This is a genomic window from Sphingomonas brevis, from assembly GCF_023516505.1.
In the GTDB taxonomy this organism is placed as follows: domain Bacteria; phylum Pseudomonadota; class Alphaproteobacteria; order Sphingomonadales; family Sphingomonadaceae; genus Sphingomicrobium; species Sphingomicrobium breve.
The window spans coordinates 900,008-918,729 of sequence record NZ_JAMGBB010000001.1; the positions used below are offsets into that span (position 1 = coordinate 900,008).

Here is an 18,722-nt window from a genome sequence, read left to right on the forward strand (position 1 = left end):
TCATTTCGGCTAAGAACGCCGCATGCGCGAAGAAGTGGTCCTCCGCTCGCTGTTGCTGGTCGATGCCGACGCCCAAGAGCGGCGGCAGCTGTCGGCCATCGCCTCACGTGCCGGCTGGAGCATTGTCGGAGCTGCCGACGAGGAAACCGCCGTCGGCCTTCTACAGGGCCCGCACGGCCGTGAAGTCAGGGCCACCTTGCTGTCGAGCTGGAATGGCGAGACCGGTCCGGCCTTGATCGCCGCGCTGCGCAAATGCCGCCCGAACCTGCCGGTCATCGTGCTCGCCGATGGCGGATCGGTCGCGCTAGCGGTCGACGCCATGCGCGCCGGCGCTTCCGATTACCTGGCCAAGCCGATCGCTCCGGAACGCCTGCTCGAAGCGCTGACCGCGCATGCCGACCGCCGCCGCGCGACCGGCGAGCTTGCGCCGCTGTCAGAGAAGATTGCGCCCGATCTGATGCTCGACCAGCTGGTCGGCGCCGCGCCTGACTTCCGTTCGGCACTGGCCGTTGCCGCCAAGGGCGCTCGCAATCGCTTGCCGATCCTGATCGTCGGTGAGCCCGGCAGCGGGAAGGAAACCTTTGCCCGCGCCATTCATCACGCCAGCCTCCGTTCTCGTGGTCCGCTGGTCCAGCTCGACTGCAAAGCCGTCGCCGCGAACATCATCGACAGCGAATTGTTCGGCCATATGCCGGGCGCCTTTCCGGGAGCCTTCTCCGAACGCGTTGGCCGCATGGTCGAGGCCGATGGCGGCACGTTGCTGCTTGACGAAATCGGTTCGCTGCCTTCGGAAACGCAGGCTCGCCTGGATCGAGTGCTAGCCACCGGCGAGGTTCGCCCGGTCGGCTGCAACGGATCCAACTCGGTCGACGTCCGGGTGATCGCGACGACCAGTCGCCCCTTGCCCGATGACTTTCACGCCGGTCTGGCCGAGCGGATCTCGACGACTACCGTCACTATCCCGCCGTTGCGCGATCGCAGCGGCGATATTCCGGCACTTGTCCGCCATTTCCTGACGCGTTTCGCCGAAGAGCCGGGCATGCGCCCATTGTCGATCGGCAATGACGCACTGGCCGTGCTGATGCGCTATGGCTGGCCGGGCAACGTCCGCCAGCTGGCCGGCGTGCTGTTCCGTGCGGCACTTGGCAGCGACGATAATTCGCTGACCGCCGAAGATTTCCCGCACATTGCGATCCAATCCCGCTTTTCCGGGCGGCGCAGCGATGTTGCGCCGGACATCGGCAAACTCTCAGCCGACGCCGCCATGGCCGGAGCGCCGCAGGTCACGCTCTATCGCCAGGACGGCCATCTCCGAAGCCTGGAAGAGATTGAGGCCGATATCATTCGATTGGCTATCGGCCACTATCGCGGACGGATGACAGAGGTCGCCCGCCGCCTCGGGATCGGTCGCTCGACCCTCTATCGCAAGCTCGGCGAGCTGGGGATCGACACCGCCGCTTAAGCGCTGCGCGGAGTTAGCGCGGCATCCCTGAGTCCGCGCCAGATCTTCAACGCCTGCACCGTTTCCGGCACATCATGGACGCGGACAATCTGCGCTCCCTGTTCGACAGCCTTCAAAGCCAGCGCCAGGCTGCCGCCAAGGCGGCGATCGGCCGGCGCTTCATTCGCCAGCGCGCCGATCATCCGCTTGCGGCTTGCCCCGAATAGAATCGGACAGCCAAGGCCGTGCAGCAACGCCATGCCGTTGATCAGCTCAAGGTTGTGCGCGACCGTTTTTCCGAAACCGATCCCCGGATCGATCAGAATTTTGTCACGCGCGATCCCGGCCGTTTCGGCCGCGGCAATCCTATCCTCGAGCCACAAATATACTTCAACCAGCACGTCGTCGTAGCGCGGATCCTTCTGCATGGTCTGCGGGTCGCCTTGGTGATGCATCAGCACCACCGGTGCGCCGATACTCGCGACAACGGCGGCCGACTGCTCGTCCCAGGTCAGCGCGGAAACATCGTTCACCATTCGCGCGCCGGCTGCCATCGCTGCGCTCATCACCGCCGACTTGCGCGTGTCGATCGACACCGCGTTGCCGCCCGCTGCAAGGCGCTGAACGATCGGCAGCACCCGCTCGATCTCATCGCCTTCCCACACCGTTGCCGCCCCGGGCCGGGTGGATTCGCCCCCGACGTCGACAATCGCCGCGCCGCTGGCAGCCATTGCCGCGCCCGCTTCTGCAGCCGAGGCCGAATCGCCGTAGGACCCTCCGTCCGAAAAGCTGTCAGGTGTCGCGTTGATGATTCCCATCACCTGCGGCTGGTCGAGACGGATGGTCCGCTCTCCCATTTGGAGCGCGGGACGTTGCCCCGTGATCCGGGCCCAGTCGGCAGCCATTGCCTCGTCAAAGCGTGCCTGGATGCCTTCGACCGGCGCGACCTCGGTCGAAACCCGCTTGCGACCGTCGATCTTGATCAGCTCGACCAGCCCGAACCAGTTCAGGCCACCGGCGAGCCGGGCGACCTTGCCATCATGACCGAAGGGGGAATCAACGAAGCCGGCAGGCCGGATCAGCGTGCGCATAATGCTCATTTCGCAAGTTCGGTGGGCGGGTTGCCGACCGCCAGGCCAGCGGTTTTCGGAGCGCGGGCGTCCAGCGCGGAGAGCCAGCCAGCAGCATCCTGGCCGACCTTGATCTGAGGATCGGACGGATCGATTCCCTGCTTCAGCTCCCAGCCGTAAATGGTGACGAATGCCCGCCGAAACTGTCGGACGAATGTGTCGGGCTGACGCATTGCCATATTGATCAGGGCATGTCCGAAAAAGGTCCAGTCGTTGCCGGCCGAACATCCGAACGAAGTGCGCGTTGCCGAAGCGGCAGTCGCAATCACCGTCCGCGGTGCGGCCAGAGCCGGCACAAACTGCCCCGAAAAACAGGCCTGCAAGATGATCAGGCGGTTTTCGATGCCACGATCATTGAACATTGCGGCCAACTCGGCCGGGGTGACGACGCTGCTATTCCGCGAGTCATCCCGATAGCTGAGGCCCGCCTTCGGCATGCCGTGGCTGGTCGAATAGAGGACCAGCACGTCTTCCTTGCGATCCATCAGCTCGGAAATTCGCCCGAGCACCAGGGCCAAATCCGTTGGCGACCCGGCGCCGTCAGCATGGTCCGCACCTTCGTCAGCTGCCAGGACAATGGTGCGTCCGGCCGCATCGAACCGCTGTGACAGCACCCGCCCCGCTTCCCGCGCCTCACGATTGAACACTGGGTCCGGATCGAGCGCAACGGTCACGACATAGGCGTCGACGATGCCCGGCCGCTGCGCCTGGAGCGCGCTCAGCGCCTGGCCGAGGTGCGCGGCTCGATCGGCCTGCTGAGCCGGTGCCGAGCCGGCCAACAGTGCGGCGCACAAGGCTGCGGTGAATATCAGGCTGCGGCTCACACCCGCACTGTCACCAACCATTCGGTCCCGCGCAAGCCTCAAGCCTGCGATGTCAGATGCTGCTGTCGCAATGCATCGATCGGCTGCAGCTTGCCGTCTCGCTCGACATGCCAGAACGTCCAGCCGTTGCACGACGGTGCGCCTTGCAAGGCAGCGCCAACCTTGTGGATCGATCCAACATGGCCTTCGCAAGTGATCGAACCGTCGGCGTTGACGCTCGCAATCCAGCGGCGCTTGGCATCGACCAGCGTCGATCCTGCCGGAACCATCCCACTTTCGACCAATAAGCCAAACGCAACGCGAGGCTGGCTGCGCTTGTCGGCCATAACCGTCATTGCGCTCTCGTCGAGCGGCAGTGTCGCATCGATCCGCTGTCTCGCCACCTTCACATAATTGCGTTCGCGCTCGATCCCGATCCATTTGCGCCCCAGTCGTCGCGCCACAGCCCCGGTCGTGCCGGTGCCGAAAAACGGATCGAGCACCACGTCACCCGGCTTGGTGCAGGCGAGCAGGATCCGGTAAAGCAAGGCCTCGGGCTTCTGCGTCGGATGCGCCTTGTCGCCGGCATCGTCCTTGACCCGCTCCGACCCGGCACAGATCGGCAGCACCCAGTCCGAGCGCATCTGCAGATCGTCGTTCAGTGCTTTCATGGCGCGATAGTTGAAGGTGTAGCGCGCCTTCTCGTCCTTCGCGCACCACAGCAACGTTTCATGAGCATTAGTGAATCGCGTGCCACGGAAATTCGGCATTGGGTTGGCCTTGCGCCAGACGATGTCGTTCAAGATCCAGAAATCGGCGTCCTGAAGCAGCGAGCCGACGCGATAGATATTGTGGTAGCTGCCGATCACCCAGATTGTGCCATCGTCCTTCAGGATCCGCCTTGCTTCCGCCAGCCATTCGCGGGTGAAGTCGTCATAAGTCGCAAGACTATCGAACTTGTCCCAATCGTCATCGCAGGCATCGACCTTTCCGCCCTCCGGCCGGAACAGGTCGCCGCCGAGCTGCAGATTGTAGGGAGGATCGGCGAAGATCATGTCGACCGACTTGTCCGGAAGCAGCGCCATTTCGGCGATGCAGTCGCCTTCCAGGATAGTGTCGAGCGGCAACTCCTTCTGACGGATACTGGTGCGCGGGCGTGAACGCCCAAGTGTCTCCGTACCTGGCAAGGTCATGATCATGGCTGGCGCTTCCCCGTTGCTCATCCCCCCGATGAGTCACACTGGATTCGCGGTCAAGATGGGCGTGGCGATAAGCCGCGGCTGCCGAATGAGAACAAAAGGAATCCGCTCAAGAGTCGACCACAACATCTTGAGTCCCAATCGAATCATCGGACTCTATCCCTAGTGGTGTGACTCGAAAGACTCTGGGTCTGAAATTCACTCGAGCGGAAGCAATATCGCCTGCTCAAGCTTGTCGCGAACCTTCGAAAATGTCCGGCGATGGTGTGGCGTGATGCCAAGCGCGTCGATCGCGCGGATATGTTCGGGGGTCGGATAGCCGCGGTTGGTTTCCCAGCCATAGCCGGGATAGTCGGCTGCATAGTCTGCCATGATCCGGTCGCGGGTCACCTTGGCGACGATCGAGGCCGCGGCGATCGAACGGCATTTGGCATCGCCCGCGACGATCGCCTTGGACGGACGCTGCCAGCGTGGGCAGGCGTTCCCGTCGACCAGCACCCAGGCCGGATCGAACCCCAGCGCCTCGACCGCGCGGGTCATCGCCAGCATCCGCGCCCAATAGATGTTGATGTGGTCGATCTCCTCGACCGAGCAGATACCGACGCCGATCCGCGCAACCTTCTGAAGGCGACCATAAATCGCCTCGCGCGTGTCCAGGTCGAGCTTCTTCGAATCGTCGATCCCGCGCGGGAATTTGTCGCGGTCGAGCACGACCGCCGCCGCCACCACCGGTCCGGCCAGCGGCGCGCAGCCGGCTTCATCGACCCCGGCCAGTGGCTGGGGAAAAGGAAGTTCGAGCTTGAAACAGGGCCGCTTCACGGGAGAGGAGGATATTGGCGGTCGAAGCTAAGCGAAAGTAGCCACACGGAAATTCCTGTGGATCAAAAACCGTCATTCCCACGAAAGCGGGAACCTAGCAAAACATAGATCTGGGTCCCCGCCTTCGCGGGGATGACGACAAGAGTTATGACGTTAATCGCTCATCCGCCATGGCGGGAAGCGGCGGGCCTCGCCGGCTCGATAAAGGAAGACCGTGTTGCCCGATGGGTCGCGCAGGCGCGCCTCGCGCCAGTCCCAGGGCTGGTTGCGCGGTCCATGTTCGAACGGAATGCCCGACCTCGCCAGCCGCTCGACCCGCTCGTCGAGGTCATCGCACTCGAAATAAACCGCAATTGTCTCGTCAATCTCGACCTCGGGATCACACTGGATCGAAAAGGTCACCGCCCCTGCCTCGAACCGGGCGTAATTATTTTCCGGGCTATCGACGATCTGCTTGAGGCCGAGCCGACGGTAGAATTCGACCATCTTGGGATAATCCTTGCCGGTCACGGTCACCTGGTTGAGCCTTAGCCCCAGGCCCGTATCGAGCCGGACCGCCTGGTGGCCGAGGGGGCCATGCCCCTTCCCCAGTCCCGGCGCCTCGCGCAGCGCCAGGCGCACGAACAGCCGCCCGCGCTCGACGGATTGGACGAGGCCAAGCCCCGCGCCAAGATAGAAGGCGATCGCGCTGGCGAGAGTGCAGCCGGTCCCATGGGTCGAGCTGGTATCGATCCGCTGGCCCTGCCAGCTGGTCATATTATCTTCTTCGATGAGGGCATCGGCGAGCGCGTCCCCTTCCTCATGCCCGCCCTTGATCAACACCGCCGAACGATGCCGCGAGACCAGGTCCAGCGCCGCGGCGACTTCATCCTCTTGCCCGGTCAGCCGGCGAAGCTCGGGCAGGTTAGGCGTGGTAATCGTCGCGACGTCCATCAGCTTGCCGAAAGCGGCGACCGTCGCATCGTCGGCGAGTGTCGCCCCGCTGGTCGCGACCATCACCGGATCGAATACCACCGGCACGCCTTCCAGCTTCGCCAGCCGCTCGGCGATGTGCAGCGCGGTAAAGGGCGATCCGATCATGCCGATCTTGACGGCATCGACGCCGATGTCCTCGATCACAGCGTCGATCTGAGAAAGCACTACCTCGGTCGGAATGGTGTGGACCGCGCTAACCCCTTGTGTGTTCTGCGCGGTAACGGCGGTGACGGCGGTCATCGCATGACCGCCCAGCATGGTGACGGTCTTGATATCGGCCTGGATGCCCGCTCCGCCGCCGGAATCGGACCCGGCGATGATCAGGATTCGTGGGGTCTTTGAAGTCATTTCGCTGACGACTTTAGTGTCGAAGGGTTAATGATGCATCGCCCTCATATCGGACGCCAGAACATCACCAGCGCGTAGAGCGCAGTCAAAAGCTCGATGGTGAGGCCAATGTATTGAACGCGCCGGTGGCGCACCACGAGCAAGGTGAGCAGTGTCACCCACCACAGCGCGGTCATTTCCGAGTGATAGAAGCTCCGGATGAAGTCCTGGAAATCGTGGTCGATCGCCAGGCCCATCAATTCGACACCCAAATTGGCGAGCAGAACCCCGCCAAGGACGTATCGCGAACGACGGAAGTAATATTCGTCCAGCGACGGCCACTGGTCGAAATTCTTCGGAAAAACCATGTTGGCGGCGAAGAAATAGAGGCCGGCGATGAGCGTCCCGCCGAAAAAGGGCGCGAAGGCGATCTGGATTTTGCCGAGGCTGTTGTAGGCGTTGACCCACATGGTCGAGAGGTCGAGCAGCAGGAACAGCGCCAGCATCGGCGTAAGCCAGCCAATTGGAATTGGCGAACGCTCTCGCAAAATGTCACTGAGGCCGCTGATCAGAACCGCGACCGCAAGGCCGAGGATCAAGCCGAACAGGCTGAAGAAGAGCTCGAAGGGGGTCAAGCAGCCGCAACTGCCTCGCAGATACGATTGACCAGCCGCTCAACCATCGCCGGGTCGTCGCCTTCTGCCATCACGCGGATCAGCGGCTCGGTGCCCGACTTGCGGATAACCAGGCGCCCGCGCACGCCCAGCTCGCTTTCCGCGCCGGCGATGACCGACTTGACGCTATCTTGATCGAGTGGCGCGCCGCCATTGAAGCGGACGTTCTTCAAGAGCTGCGGCACCGGTTCGAACACATGCAGCAGCTCGCTCGCCGGCCGGCCCTGTTCGACGATCGCCGCCAGGATCTGCAGGCCAGCGACCAACCCGTCGCCGGTGGTGGCATGGTCGCTCAGGATGATGTGCCCCGATTGTTCGCCGCCGACATTGCGGCCCATGTCGCGCATCGCTTCGAGCACATAGCGGTCGCCAACCGCCGTGCGATGCATGTCGAGACCATGTTCGCCGAGCTTCCGTTCCAGCCCAAGGTTGGACATGACCGTTGCGACGATCCCCCCTCCCCTGAGCGCGCCCCGCGCCAGCTGTGACAATGCGATCAGCGCCATTAGCTGGTCGCCATCCACCGTCTCGCCATGCTCGTCGACGACGATCAGCCGGTCGGCGTCGCCATCAAGCGCCAGCCCGAGGTTGGCGCCAGACGCCACCACCGTTTCCTTAAGCACCTGGGGCGAGGTCGATCCGCAACCGTCATTGATGTTGAGGCCGTTGGGCTTGGTGCCTAGCGCAATCACTTCCGCCCCCAATTCCCACAGCGCATCGGGCGCAACCTGGTAGGCGGCGCCGTTGGCGCAATCGACCACCACCTTCAGCCCGTCGAGCCGCAGATGATCGGGAAAGGTCGATTTGGCGAAGTGGATATAGCGGCCGCGGGCGTCGTCGATCCGCTTGGCCCGGCCGATTTTCGGCGCATCGATCAGCGTCGCATCCTGCTCCATCAGCCGCTCGATCGCGAGCTCGGCCTTGTCGCTGAGCTTATAGCCATCCGGCCCGAACAGCTTGATGCCATTGTCTGCGAACGGGTTGTGGCTGGCCGAGATCATCACGCCGAGATCGGCACGCAGCTCCTTGGTCAGCATGGCCACGGCAGGCGTCGGCATCGGCCCCAGCAGCACCACGTCCATCCCGACCGAGGTGAAGCCGGCGACCATCGCCGATTCCATCATATAGCCGGAAAGCCGAGTGTCCTTGCCGATCACCACGCGGTGGCGATGATCGCCGCGCAGGAAATAGGCGCCCGCCGCCTGGCCGACCTTCATTGCCGTATCGGCAGTCATCGGGCTGACGTTGGTCCGCCCGCGAATCCCGTCCGTGCCGAAATATTTCCGTCCCATCAGACGGCTCTTAGCGCCAAAATGCTCAGCCGATAAATGCCCAGACGCCGACTGGCGGATTATGCACCCAGGTCGCCCCCAGCCAGACCAGCGTTCCGGTGACCAGCGCAAAGGCATCAGCCGATTTGAGTCCCTTGCCGTAGGGAACGAAGCTCGTCTTTGCCTTCCAGTCGGCCCACAGTTCGCCGAGGAGCATTTCCTTCTTCTTGTCCTGCAGCGCGGCCCCGACCAGCGCGAGGAAGGCGATGGCGAAGCTGAGCACCAGGCTGGCCAGGGTCGGATTGACGATTGCATGAACGATTGCCCAAAGCGCAAAGCCCCACATCATCGGGTGGCGGGTGATCGCGTAAACGCCGTTGGGATCATCGATTTTCTCGATCCGCTTCCCGGGCCGCGGCAGCGCAGGGTTGCGGCGCAGCGAGCCCATGAACAGCACTGATCCAAGCCATATCAGCACCGTGGCAACGATGAAGCCAGCCTCGCCCGCGTCCCACAGCGGCGCCGGCGCTTCGGCCGAGGCCTTGGGATAAGCCCAGATCATCCAGCCGAGCGTCAGGATAGAGACGATCGAATAGGTGATGGTGAATCCCGCCTCGCCCATCGCCTTGACCATCCCGGCCCGAAGCGGGTGCGACATCAGGAAGTGCGTTCCGACGAACGCCATCGAGGCCACCACCAGCATGGTCAGTGCGGTCATTTGCGATATGCCTCCGGCAATGCTTCCCGATTGAGCGAGCGATAACGGTAGCGCAGCCTGGTCTGGTGATTGTCGAGCGGCTGGCGGATCCCGTCGATCCACACAGCCTCGGCCGCCGAGCTAAGTTCGAGCGGATCGCCCGACCAGATCACCACATCTCCACGCCGGCCTGGCTTGAGGCTGCCGATTTCGTCTCCGGCGCCCACTGCTTCCGCGGGGCGCGAGCTGATCATCGCAAATGCCTCGCCCCAGCTCACGCCCGCTGCCCCGGGGAGCTTGCCGAGCGCCACCAGATTGCCGGCATATTGGCGCTGGTTACGCTGATAGCGCGTGTCATTGTCGTCGATCATCCCGATCGCGACCTTCACGCCTGCCGCGCGCATCCGGCCGATATTGGATTGGGTAGCCGCCAGCATTTCGAAGCTCGCCGGCAGGTCGTTAAGCGCAGAGGCGATCACCCACACGCCCGAAGATGCCAACTGGTCGGCGACCGTCCAGCCTTCGGTGGCACCGACCACCGCAATCTTGAGACCGGGAAATTCGCGGCGCAGGTCGAGTATGTTCAAAATATCCTTGGCCCGCTCGACATGGACCAGCAGCAGCTGCTTGCCCTGCACCACGGGCACCAGCGCCGCGACGTCGAACCGGGTCAGCAGCACATCGTCGCGCCGATTGCCGTCGACCCGACCGCGCAGGTCGCGCGCTTCGCGCAGCGCATTGCGGAACAAGGCGAAAGCCGATGCTCGCGAGCCGCCGGAAATTCCGGCCCCGCCCTCGCCCAGCTCGACGAACTGAAATGCCTTGGCGCGCAGCACCGCGTCCATGTCGTCCGCGGTGTCGATGATCGCGCCCTGCCCGGCAAAGATGTTCTTGCCTGCGACCGGAGCGACAACGGCACGGGTCACACCGTCGGCGCGGCTGACGGCTACTGTCGACGCCTTGGGATTAATCGCCGGCGTTACGTCGATGGCGGCGTTGAACACGCCATTTCCGCTGTCGGTGTCGTCCGATCCGTCGGCACCCAGGTCCACCTCGGCGAGGCCAAGCCGCGAAAATCCCGCCACGATGCCCGGCGTCACCCACTTTCCCTGGGCATCGATCATCTGGGCATCGGCCGGTGCCCGAACCTCGGCACCAGCGGCGACAACGCGGCCGTTGCGAATGACCACCGTGCCAGCCTCGATCGGCGCCGAGCCATCGCCGAGCACCAGCGTGCCATTGGTAATCGCGATCGTTTGCGCACCGAGCGGGGAGGCGCTGACAAGCAGGAGCGCGGCAAAGAGACGCCTCATTTCACGTCTCCCTCGCCCGGCTGGCCAAGCTCGAAATCGCTGACCGGCCGCAGTTTGGGATTTTCGGCGTCATAAAGCAGCGCGCCGTCGATCCACACCTTGTCCGGGCGCGTGTAGGCGCTGAACGGATTGCCGTTCCACAGCACCACATCGCCCATCTTGCCGGCCTTGAGACTTCCGGTCTGGTCGAAAATGCCGAGCGCCTTGGCCGGGTTGGACGACAGCCAGGTCCAGGCCGTCGCTTCGCTGATGTCGATCCCGGCGCGCTTGCCGGCCGCGATCGCCTTGGCGGCCTCCTGGTTCAACCTTTGGATTCCGTTGGCGTCATCGGAATGGACTATCGCGCAGGCGCCGGCATTGTGGACGTAGGCGATATTCTCGTTGATCGCGTCGTACGATTCCATCTTGAAGCCGTACCAGTCGGCCCACATCGCCGAACAGATGCCATTTTCGCGCAACAGATCGGCGATCTTGTAGCTTTCAACCGCGTGGTGGAATGCCGAGATCTTGTAGCCAAACTCCTTGGCGACATCGATCATGATCGCCATCTCATCGGCCCGGTAGCAGTGGTTCTGGACCAATATCTTGCCGTGGAGCACACCCCGTAGCGTGTCCATCGCAAGGTCCTCGGCCGGGATTTCACCCCCGGTCTTTTCATATTTGGTCCACTTGCGGTCATATTCCTTGGCCTTGATCCAGGTCTGCCGGACATAGGCAATGTTGCCCATCCTGGTCTGCGGCATCTGGCTCTTGGAGCCGTAAACGCGCTTGGGATTCTCGCCGCAGGCCATCTTCAGCCCGTAGGGCGCGCCGGGAAACTTCATGCCCTGCATGGTCCGCGCCGGGACATTCTTGAGCACCACCGACCGGCCGCCGAACAGGTTCGCCGATCCCGGGAGAATCTGCAGCGAGGTGATGCCGCCATTGGCCAAAGCACGGGAGAAGCCGGGATCCTGCGGCCATACGCTATGTTCGGCCCATACCTCCGGCCGCGCCGGCGAGGTCGCTTCATTGCCATCGCTGAGCGAGGCGACGCCCGGCGAGGGATAGTCGCCAAGATGGCTGTGGATGTCGATGACCCCGGGCGTCACATATTTGCCCGCGGCATCGATGACTTTCGCCCCGTCCGGCGCGGCGAGATCGGCACCGCCGACCGCCGCGACCTTCCCGTCGACCAGCAACACCGATCCGCCGTCGATCCGGCCGCCCTCGCCATCGAGGACGGTGGCGTTGCGGATCAGGGTCGGGACGCCGCCATAGGGTTTGTAGGTCGACGGATAGGGATTTTCCGCAATCCGAACCGTTCCCGGAGTTGGCTTGGGGGACGGTGCCACGCACCCCGCCAAGCCAATGGCGAGGATTGCGGCGACTGCCCCCCGCATCGCCTACTTCACCCCGTGCATCAGATATTTGAGCGGCCAGCTGAGCAGTAGCAGCACCGCGCCGATGCCGACTGACCACCAGCCGATCGTGGTGAACACGCCGGCATAGGTGTTGAGGCTGACCTGCAGGTTGGTGACCTGTCCGCCGACGGTTTCGACCGACGCGACCTGGGCAACGATTCCTCCGACATATTGCGCCATCGAGATCGACAGGAACCAGACGCCCATCATCATGCCGACGATCCGTGCGATCGACAGCTTGGTGATCATCGAGAGGCCGACCGGCGAGATGCACAGCTCTGCGACCGAGTGGATCAGGTAGAGACCCGCCAGCCACCATAGCGCGACCTTGAAGTCCGGACCCGCGAACTGCGTGCCCCAGACCAGGAACAGGAAACCCGCTCCAACGCCCATCAGGGCCAGGCCGAACTTGATCGGGATCGGCGGTTCCAGGCCCCGCTTGGCGAGCGCGTTCCACATGATCGAGAAGAGCGGCGCCAGAAGTACGATAAAGATCGCATTGAAGAATTGGGTTTGGCCGGCGGAAATTGAGAACCCGCCGAGGACATGCAGGTCGGTGTTGCGATCAGCGAACAGCGTCAGCGACGACCCGGCTTGTTCGAACAGCGTCCAGAAGACGACGTTGAACACGATCAGCACCATCGCCGCGACCATCATCTGAAACTCGGCCCGGCTGCCGTTCATGAAGGCCCAGATCAGGATGCCCGGAACCGACAGTGCGAAAGTGCCGAACAGGAATTTGCCCATGACGGAGAGACCGAGCAAATATTCGCCGATGCTATGCGCTTCAGCCGCCGACGCCGACGCATTCATCAGGTTGGTGAACAGGAAGTAGGCGATTGGCACAGACACCGCGGCGCCGATGTAAATGAACAGGTCCTTGGAGCTGTCCGCGCCTTCGGGACGCTCGCCATAGCCCGACAGGCGACCGCCATCGAACTGGATCAAGCTCCACGAGAAGAGCATGCCCGCGGCGGCAAGACCGAAGCCGGCCCACCAGCCGACCGCGTCGGCAAGGAACGGGCAAAGCAGCTGCGAGAATAGCGAGCCGAGATTGATGCCCATGTAGAAGATGGTGAAGCCGGCGTCGCGGCGCCGGTCGTTCTTGTCGTAGAGCGAGCCGACCATCGTCGAGATGTTGGGCTTGAAGAAACCGTTGCCGATGCAGACCATCGACAGGCCGATCAGCATGATCATCACGAACAGCGGCGAACGATCGGCATCGGCCTGGAACGCGCCCTTGGCGAGCGTGCGCGACGTGCTGCCATCGCCATTCAATAAAGTGACGGTGCCGTCGTCATTGCCCTGGATCTTGAGGCGATCCTGGCCGGAAATGACGTAGCGGACCTCGTCGCCGGTCGATGTCGGCCGATCGACCGAATTTTCGACTACCACTTCATAACGCTGGCCGTCGATCACGGCATGCGGCTTGGCAGTCTCGCCGCCGAAGCAGAGGATGAAATAGCCGAGGCTCATCATGATCGCGCCAAACTTCACCGAGCGCTTGGAGCCGAGGTAGCGGTCAGCGATGAGGCCGCCGATCAGCGGAGTGAGATAAACCAGCGCGGTGAAGCCGCCATAGAGGCCGTTGGTCGTCTGGTCGGAAAAGAGGAAATGCTTGGTGAGGTAGAGCGTCAGCAGGGCACGCATGCCGTAATAGCCGAAGCGCTCCCACATTTCGGTGGTGAACAGCCGGGCCAACTGACGCGGATGGCCGAACCATTCCGCCTTCCGGGCCGGGTTTTCGTGGCTGATATCCGGTTCGCGCGGATTATCCGCGGTCGGCGTGTCCACCATCTTGTACGTCTCCCCTAGGAACTATTGCAGGCCGTCTTGTCGCGGCCGGTTGGATTTGGGCGGCACCCTAGCGACCAAAACGCACTTGTGAAGCCGATTGTTGCCAACGGGTTGCATGGCTATGCGAACAATATGGCCCTCAATGATACTTCCTCTGCCCTGTCGCTCCTGCAAACCCGCCGTTCGGGAAAGCCGCGCGACCTGATCGCACCGGGACCTTCCGACGTCGAACTGACGCAAATCCTCAACATTGCCGCGCGCATCCCGGATCACGGCAAGCTCGCTCCCTGGCGCTTCGTGATTGTCAGGCCGGATCAGCGCGCGGCGCTTGCGAGGCTGCTCTACCAAGCCCTGCCGGAGTTCGATCCGGGAGCTGCCGAGGCGCACTATGCCAAGGAACTCGAATTCGCCCACCAGGCGCCGGTCATGGTCGCGCTAGTCTCCGCGCCGGTCGCGGATCACAAGATCCCGGTTTGGGAGCAGGAATTAAGCTGCGGCGCGGCCGGAATGAACTTGCTCCATGCCGCCACTGCGCTTGGCTATGCCGCCGGCTGGATTACCGGCTGGCGGGCCTATTCGCCGCGGGTTTCGGCAAGCTTCTGCGAGGAAGGCGAACGGATCGCCGGCTTCATCTTCATCGGCACGCCGCAAAGCCCACTTGAAGAGCGGCCGCGTCCCGACCTGACCCAGTTGGTCCGGGACTGGCAACCGTCGGAAAAGTAATTGAACTTTATCCGCTTTGCTGTATTGTCACAGCATGACGCTTCGTTCTTCCCATGAAAAGCCAGTTTACGTCCGCCTCCGGGATGTAATTGCAGACGCAATTCTCGCCGGCCGCTACGGCGATGGCGATCCCCTGCCCTCGGTCCGCGCCCTTGCCGCCGAACAAGGTGCCAACCCGCTCACCGTGGCCAAGGCCTACCAGGGATTTCAGGATGAAGGCTTCGTGGTCGTCAAGCGCGGTGTCGGCATGTTCGTCGCGCCGGGCGCACAGGCCCGCCTGCGCAGTGTGCAGCGCACGGACTTCATCGCCAATGAATGGCCGTCGATCCGCGACCGCATGGCGCGGCTGGGAATCGATCCGGCGGAACTGTTCCAGCGCGCCTAGGCGAGCGCTTCGGCCGGGACTGCATAAAGCAGGGCCGCGCCGGATTCAGCGGCCGCCCCCAACCCCAGCGCCTCAGGCACCACGCTTGCCAGGAAATAGCTGGCGGCTGCCCGGGTCTGGTCATCGGCCCCTCCGCTCCGTGCCATGCGCTCCAATAGCCAACCGGCGGCCATCACCGACACCATGGTCAGGAAGGGATAGCTGCCGGCAAGCCGATCGTCGGGCGGGGATGCCCGCAAGGTTGCCGCCGCGACCTCGACTGCATCCGTCAGCGCGATCAGGCGCGAATCCTGCGTTTCGGCCTCGATGTCGGCAATCAGCCCGTCGAACGCCAGGCCGCCGTCGAGGCCGAGCTTGCGTCCGACAAGGTCGGCGGCCTGAATGCCGTTCGTGCCCTCGTAGATCGAGGCAATGCGAGCATCCCTGAGGTGCTGAGCCGCACCGGTCTCCTCGATATAGCCCATGCCGCCATGGACCTGGATGCCGAGGCTTGCGACCTCGATGCCGATATCCGTGCACCAGGCCTTGACCAGCGGCGTCAACACTTCGGCACGAAGGCCGGCTCCGGCGTCGCCGCGCGCCGCCCGGTCGACCTGCCCGAAGGCATAATAGGCCAACGCCCGCGCGCCCATGGTCAGCGCCCGCATCCTGAGCAGCATTCGCCGAACGTCGGGATGCTCGGCGATCGGCACCGGTAGCCGGTTGCGCTGCCCCTGCTTGCGCTCGGTAGCATAGGCGACGGCGCGCTGCGTCGCCCGCTCGGCGATTCCGACGCCCTGCAGGCCGACATTCAGCCGCGCATTGTTCATCATCGTGAACATAGCGGCCATGCCGCCATGTTCCGGGCCGATCAGCCAGCCGATCGCTCCGTCATGGTCGCCATAGCTCATCACGCAGGTCGGCGAGGCATGGATGCCGAGCTTATGCTCGATCGATACGCAGCGAAGGTCGTTGGCACTGCCGTTGGGCAGGATCTTTGGCACCAGGAATAGCGAAATGCCGCGCGTGCCTTCCGGCGCGCCCTGGGTCCGCGCCAGCACCATGTGGACGATCTGGTCGCTGAGGTCGTGCTCGCCATAGGTGATGAAGATCTTGGTGCCCTTGATCCGCCAGCTGCCGTCATTGTTGGGCTCGGCGCGGGTCTTGAGCGCGCCGACATCGCTGCCGGCCTGCGGCTCGGTCAGGTTCATCGTCGCCGGCCATTCGCCCGATACGATCTTGGGCAGATAATCGCGCTTCAAATCGTCCGAACCATGCCGTTCGATCGCTTCGATCGCGCCCATCGACAGCATTGGGCAGAGCGCGAAGCCGACATTGGCCGCGTTGAGATTGTCCATCAGCGCTGCTGACAGCACGAACGGCAGGCCCTGCCCCCCATGCTCCTCCGGCGCGGCGAGGCTCATCCAGCCACCCTCGACGAAGCTCGACCAGGCCTCGCGAAATCCGGCCGGCATCGTCACCGCGCCATTGTTCCAGCGCGCGCCGACCGTATCGCCCGTTCTCAAGAGCGGGGCGAACTCCCCCTCGGCCAATGCCGCCGCGCCCTCCAGTACCGCGTCGACCATGTCCGCTTCCGGACCGCCGTCGAGCTCGTGAATTCCGACGACGGCGTCCAGAATGAGCCGCTGATTGGAAACCGGTGCTCGGTAGGACATGGCGGCTCCCTTGATGATCGCGCCCTTCGCCTATAGCGGCAGCGCAATGGTGCAGACCACCCGCATAATGGTCCTCGACGACGAGGCGATTGCCGAAGCCACACTATTGGTGCTGGCAGGCGAGCCCGTCGCGGTACCGACGGAGACGGTCTATGGTCTTGCCGCCGACGCGACCGACGCCGAAGCGGTCGCTCGCATCTACGCCGCGAAGGGCCGGCCAAGCTTCAATCCGCTGATCGTCCATGTACCCAACCTGGCCGAGGCCGAGAAGATCGGGCGTTTCGACAAGCTCGCACGGGATTTGGCCGAGCAGCATTGGCCCGGGCCCCTGACGCTTGTGGTGCCGCTTCAGGAGGGTGCCGGCATCGCCTCGATCGTTACCGCGGGCCTGCCGACCATCGCCCTTCGTGTTCCGGCTCACCCGGCAATGCAGGCTTTGCTAAGAGCTACCGGGCGGCCGCTGGCGGCACCGTCAGCCAACGCCAGCGGACGGATCAGCCCGACACGAGCAAGCCATGTGCTGGCCTCGCTCAATGGCAGAATTCCGCTGGTGATCGATGGCGGCGCGACGCAGCGCGGAATTGAGTCGACGATCGTCGCGGTTACCGACGGAAGAGCTCGTCTTTTGCGGCGGGGACCAATTGAGGTCGATGGAGCGGAACAACTTGCGTCGAACGAGATCGAAGCCCCCGGACAGCTCGCCAGCCATTATGCCCCGAACAAGCCGCTGCGCCTGGACGCTACCGAGGCCGGTGACGACGAATATCTGATCGGATTCGGCCCGACCGAAGGCGATGCAAACTTAAGCCAGGCAGGCGACCTCATCGAAGCGGCGGCGCGCCTGTTCGACCTGCTTCACCAGGCGGACGCCGCGCCGCAGCCACGCATCGCGATTGCGCCAATTCCCGGAGAGGGCATCGCCGCCGCCATCCGGGATAGGCTGAAGAGGGCGGCGGCGAACTGAAGCATAAACATAGTCTAGTCCGCAATTTGCGCTTGCCGGTGGAGTAAAATTGCTCAATTGGCGACGTAAGGGGGAAGTTTCATGACTCGAGTTTTAGTCGCCCTGGCGTTGGCGGCGCTTTGCGCGCCTGTGGCTGCGCAGGAAAGTCCAAATACTCTGACACACGGCATGGTCCAGATGACCTTGCATGTCGGCCAAACCACGAGAGCAGAGGTGCTTGAGACGTTTGGCGGGCCGAACGTCACAACACTAGACGGCGATGGTCGCGAGGTCTGGATGTATGACCGATTCGCAACTGTTAGCGCTACCAAGGATTCCGGCTTCCGTATCGGCATCCTTGGCGGCGTTGGTGGCGATAACGCTATTGGAGGAGCGGGATTGGGTTTTGGAAAATCAAAGTCCAAATCTTCCACTTCCACTCGCTCGATGACGCTTATTCTGAAGTTTGGACCAGATGGTCGATTAGTAGACTTCAAGAGCCGAAGCAGCTCTTTCTAAATACGGGGAACAAAAATGCGTTCGATTGGCGTTGGCATGGCCGTAATTGCGAGCCTTGTCGCATATCCGGCACATGCGGGAAAAAAGCCTGAAGTCTCTGGCCTTGCTCTGCAACAGATCCAATCTCGAGACTACGAGGTCGGTAAGGAAATTAGCTTTCCAGCGGTGATGACGGTTCTCCAGGATTCCGGATATCGCATCCAAGAAGCAGATAAGGATACGGGACTTGTTGTTGGCGTTGCCTCAACTAAATCTGCGACGACTTACAATATTATTTGGGGCTTTGGAAAGAAGAAGAAAACCCCGGTCGTGTCTGCATTTGTTGAGGACAGGGGGCGTGGATCACGTATCCGCCTGAATTTTGTGCTTACGACTACCAAAAGCCGGATTTATGGAGTCGGTTCATCTGACGAGGAGCCAATCGTAGATCCAGCAATCTATCGAGATGCATTTGAGCGCATCGAAAAGGAAATTTTTGTGCGGCAGGCAATGAACGCTCCCGCGCCCAGGCCTATTTCACAAGTACCGACAGCCACGGCCGATGCGGCAGCCACTGCGACACCCGCAGCAGCCAAACCGGCCGGCCTAACGCCTGACCCGGTCGACTTGCCGTCTCCCCTGAAGTCTGACCCTAAGTAGACGCAATTC

General features: G+C 63.0%; 18 protein-coding genes. 6 read left to right on the forward strand and 12 right to left on the reverse strand.

Annotated elements, in window-relative coordinates; all coding sequences use genetic code 11:
- Positions 1–22: 22 nt before the first annotated feature.
- On the forward strand, positions 23–1,462 hold the full coding sequence (locus LZ518_RS04645) for a sigma-54-dependent transcriptional regulator (RefSeq protein WP_249914850.1): 1,440 nt from the start codon (positions 23–25) through the stop codon (positions 1,460–1,462).
- Here the strand turns inward: LZ518_RS04645 and folP are convergent.
- The 11 genes from folP to LZ518_RS04700 form a co-directional block, all read right to left on the reverse strand.
- Positions 1,459–2,532, reverse strand: coding sequence for a dihydropteroate synthase (gene folP / locus LZ518_RS04650; RefSeq protein ID WP_249914851.1), 1,074 nt, complete (start codon positions 2,530–2,532; stop codon positions 1,459–1,461). The two genes, LZ518_RS04645 and folP, sit on opposite strands and share 4 nt — an antisense overlap.
- Positions 2,533–2,537: 5 nt before the next feature.
- Entirely contained in the window at positions 2,538–3,395 is an 858-nt protein-coding gene (locus LZ518_RS13525) for a C13 family peptidase (RefSeq protein WP_249914852.1), read from the reverse strand.
- Positions 3,396–3,433: 38 nt separating this feature from the next.
- Positions 3,434–4,573: a site-specific DNA-methyltransferase gene (locus LZ518_RS04660; RefSeq protein ID WP_283938156.1), complete on the reverse strand. Its 1,140-nt coding sequence runs from the start codon at positions 4,571–4,573 to the stop codon at positions 3,434–3,436.
- 198 nt (positions 4,574–4,771) lie between these two features.
- A complete protein-coding gene (gene rnhB, locus LZ518_RS04665) occupies positions 4,772–5,392 on the reverse strand; it encodes a ribonuclease HII (RefSeq protein WP_249914853.1) in 621 nt (206 codons plus the stop codon).
- Positions 5,393–5,545: 153 nt separating this feature from the next.
- Positions 5,546–6,715, reverse strand: coding sequence for a bifunctional hydroxymethylpyrimidine kinase/phosphomethylpyrimidine kinase (gene thiD / locus LZ518_RS04670; protein ID WP_249914854.1), 1,170 nt, complete (start codon positions 6,713–6,715; stop codon positions 5,546–5,548).
- Between the two features lie 44 nt (positions 6,716–6,759).
- Positions 6,760–7,329, reverse strand: a complete 570-nt coding sequence (locus LZ518_RS04675) for a hypothetical protein (RefSeq protein ID WP_249914855.1) — start codon at positions 7,327–7,329, stop codon at positions 6,760–6,762.
- Entirely contained in the window at positions 7,326–8,660 is a 1,335-nt protein-coding gene (gene glmM / locus LZ518_RS04680) for a phosphoglucosamine mutase (RefSeq protein ID WP_249914856.1), read from the reverse strand. Before glmM ends, LZ518_RS04675 begins: the two co-directional genes overlap by 4 nt.
- Positions 8,661–8,685: 25 nt before the next feature.
- Positions 8,686–9,357: an NnrU family protein gene (locus LZ518_RS04685; RefSeq protein WP_249914857.1), complete on the reverse strand. Its 672-nt coding sequence runs from the start codon at positions 9,355–9,357 to the stop codon at positions 8,686–8,688.
- On the reverse strand, positions 9,354–10,649 hold the full coding sequence (locus LZ518_RS04690) for an amidohydrolase family protein (RefSeq protein ID WP_249914858.1): 1,296 nt from the start codon (positions 10,647–10,649) through the stop codon (positions 9,354–9,356). Before LZ518_RS04690 ends, LZ518_RS04685 begins: the two co-directional genes overlap by 4 nt.
- Positions 10,646–12,031, reverse strand: a complete 1,386-nt coding sequence (locus tag LZ518_RS04695; protein ID WP_249914859.1) for an amidohydrolase — start codon at positions 12,029–12,031, stop codon at positions 10,646–10,648. Before LZ518_RS04695 ends, LZ518_RS04690 begins: the two co-directional genes overlap by 4 nt.
- Before the next feature lie 3 nt (positions 12,032–12,034).
- Positions 12,035–13,849 carry a peptide MFS transporter gene (locus tag LZ518_RS04700; RefSeq protein WP_249914860.1) on the reverse strand — a complete coding sequence of 605 codons (1,815 nt, stop codon included), beginning with the start codon at positions 13,847–13,849 and terminating at the stop codon, positions 12,035–12,037.
- 132 nt (positions 13,850–13,981) lie between these two features.
- On the opposite strand from LZ518_RS04700, the gene LZ518_RS04705 reads away from it, so the two are divergent.
- Together LZ518_RS04705 and LZ518_RS04710 are read left to right on the forward strand one after the other, a co-directional pair.
- On the forward strand, positions 13,982–14,572 hold the full coding sequence (locus tag LZ518_RS04705; protein ID WP_249916503.1) for a nitroreductase family protein: 591 nt from the start codon (positions 13,982–13,984) through the stop codon (positions 14,570–14,572).
- Positions 14,573–14,606: 34 nt separating this feature from the next.
- Positions 14,607–14,957 (forward strand): GntR family transcriptional regulator, encoded by a 351-nt coding sequence (locus LZ518_RS04710; RefSeq protein WP_249914861.1) that lies wholly within the window; start codon positions 14,607–14,609, stop codon positions 14,955–14,957.
- Here LZ518_RS04710 and LZ518_RS04715 read toward each other — a convergent pair.
- Positions 14,954–16,612, reverse strand: a complete 1,659-nt coding sequence (locus LZ518_RS04715) for an acyl-CoA dehydrogenase family protein (protein ID WP_249914862.1) — start codon at positions 16,610–16,612, stop codon at positions 14,954–14,956. The two genes, LZ518_RS04710 and LZ518_RS04715, sit on opposite strands and share 4 nt — an antisense overlap.
- Before the next feature lie 46 nt (positions 16,613–16,658).
- Here LZ518_RS04715 and LZ518_RS04720 point away from each other — a divergent pair, with 46 nt between their 5' ends.
- The 3 genes from LZ518_RS04720 (at position 16,659) to LZ518_RS04730 (ending at position 18,713) form a co-directional block, all read left to right on the forward strand.
- Positions 16,659–17,576, forward strand: a complete 918-nt coding sequence (locus LZ518_RS04720) for an L-threonylcarbamoyladenylate synthase (protein ID WP_249916504.1) — start codon at positions 16,659–16,661, stop codon at positions 17,574–17,576.
- A gap of 81 nt (positions 17,577–17,657) precedes the next feature.
- The gene (locus LZ518_RS04725) at positions 17,658–18,074 is read left to right on the forward strand and encodes a hypothetical protein (RefSeq protein ID WP_249914863.1); all 417 of its coding nucleotides are present in this window, start codon (positions 17,658–17,660) and stop codon (positions 18,072–18,074) included.
- Between the two features lie 15 nt (positions 18,075–18,089).
- Positions 18,090–18,713, forward strand: coding sequence for a hypothetical protein (locus LZ518_RS04730; RefSeq protein ID WP_249914864.1), 624 nt, complete (start codon positions 18,090–18,092; stop codon positions 18,711–18,713).
- The last annotated feature ends 9 nt before the right edge of the window (positions 18,714–18,722 follow it).

Coding starts and splice junctions, on each gene's coding strand:
- LZ518_RS04660 (WP_283938156.1), bottom strand. CDS start 4,573: ATGATCATGACCTTGCCAGGTACGGAGACACTTGGGCGTTCACGCCCG.
- folP (WP_249914851.1), bottom strand. CDS start 2,532: ATGCGCACGCTGATCCGGCCTGCCGGCTTCGTTGATTCCCCCTTCGGT.
- LZ518_RS04645 (WP_249914850.1), top strand. CDS start 23: ATGCGCGAAGAAGTGGTCCTCCGCTCGCTGTTGCTGGTCGATGCCGAC.
- LZ518_RS04725 (WP_249914863.1), top strand. CDS start 17,658: ATGACTCGAGTTTTAGTCGCCCTGGCGTTGGCGGCGCTTTGCGCGCCT.
- thiD (WP_249914854.1), bottom strand. CDS start 6,715: ATGACTTCAAAGACCCCACGAATCCTGATCATCGCCGGGTCCGATTCC.
- LZ518_RS04690 (WP_249914858.1), bottom strand. CDS start 10,649: ATGAGGCGTCTCTTTGCCGCGCTCCTGCTTGTCAGCGCCTCCCCGCTC.
- LZ518_RS04700 (WP_249914860.1), bottom strand. CDS start 13,849: ATGGTGGACACGCCGACCGCGGATAATCCGCGCGAACCGGATATCAGC.
- glmM (WP_249914856.1), bottom strand. CDS start 8,660: ATGGGACGGAAATATTTCGGCACGGACGGGATTCGCGGGCGGACCAAC.
- LZ518_RS04710 (WP_249914861.1), top strand. CDS start 14,607: ATGACGCTTCGTTCTTCCCATGAAAAGCCAGTTTACGTCCGCCTCCGG.
- LZ518_RS04715 (WP_249914862.1), bottom strand. CDS start 16,612: ATGTCCTACCGAGCACCGGTTTCCAATCAGCGGCTCATTCTGGACGCC.
- LZ518_RS04695 (WP_249914859.1), bottom strand. CDS start 12,031: ATGCGGGGGGCAGTCGCCGCAATCCTCGCCATTGGCTTGGCGGGGTGC.
- LZ518_RS04705 (WP_249916503.1), top strand. CDS start 13,982: ATGGCCCTCAATGATACTTCCTCTGCCCTGTCGCTCCTGCAAACCCGC.
- LZ518_RS04685 (WP_249914857.1), bottom strand. CDS start 9,357: ATGACCGCACTGACCATGCTGGTGGTGGCCTCGATGGCGTTCGTCGGA.
- LZ518_RS04730 (WP_249914864.1), top strand. CDS start 18,090: ATGCGTTCGATTGGCGTTGGCATGGCCGTAATTGCGAGCCTTGTCGCA.
- LZ518_RS04720 (WP_249916504.1), top strand. CDS start 16,659: ATGGTGCAGACCACCCGCATAATGGTCCTCGACGACGAGGCGATTGCC.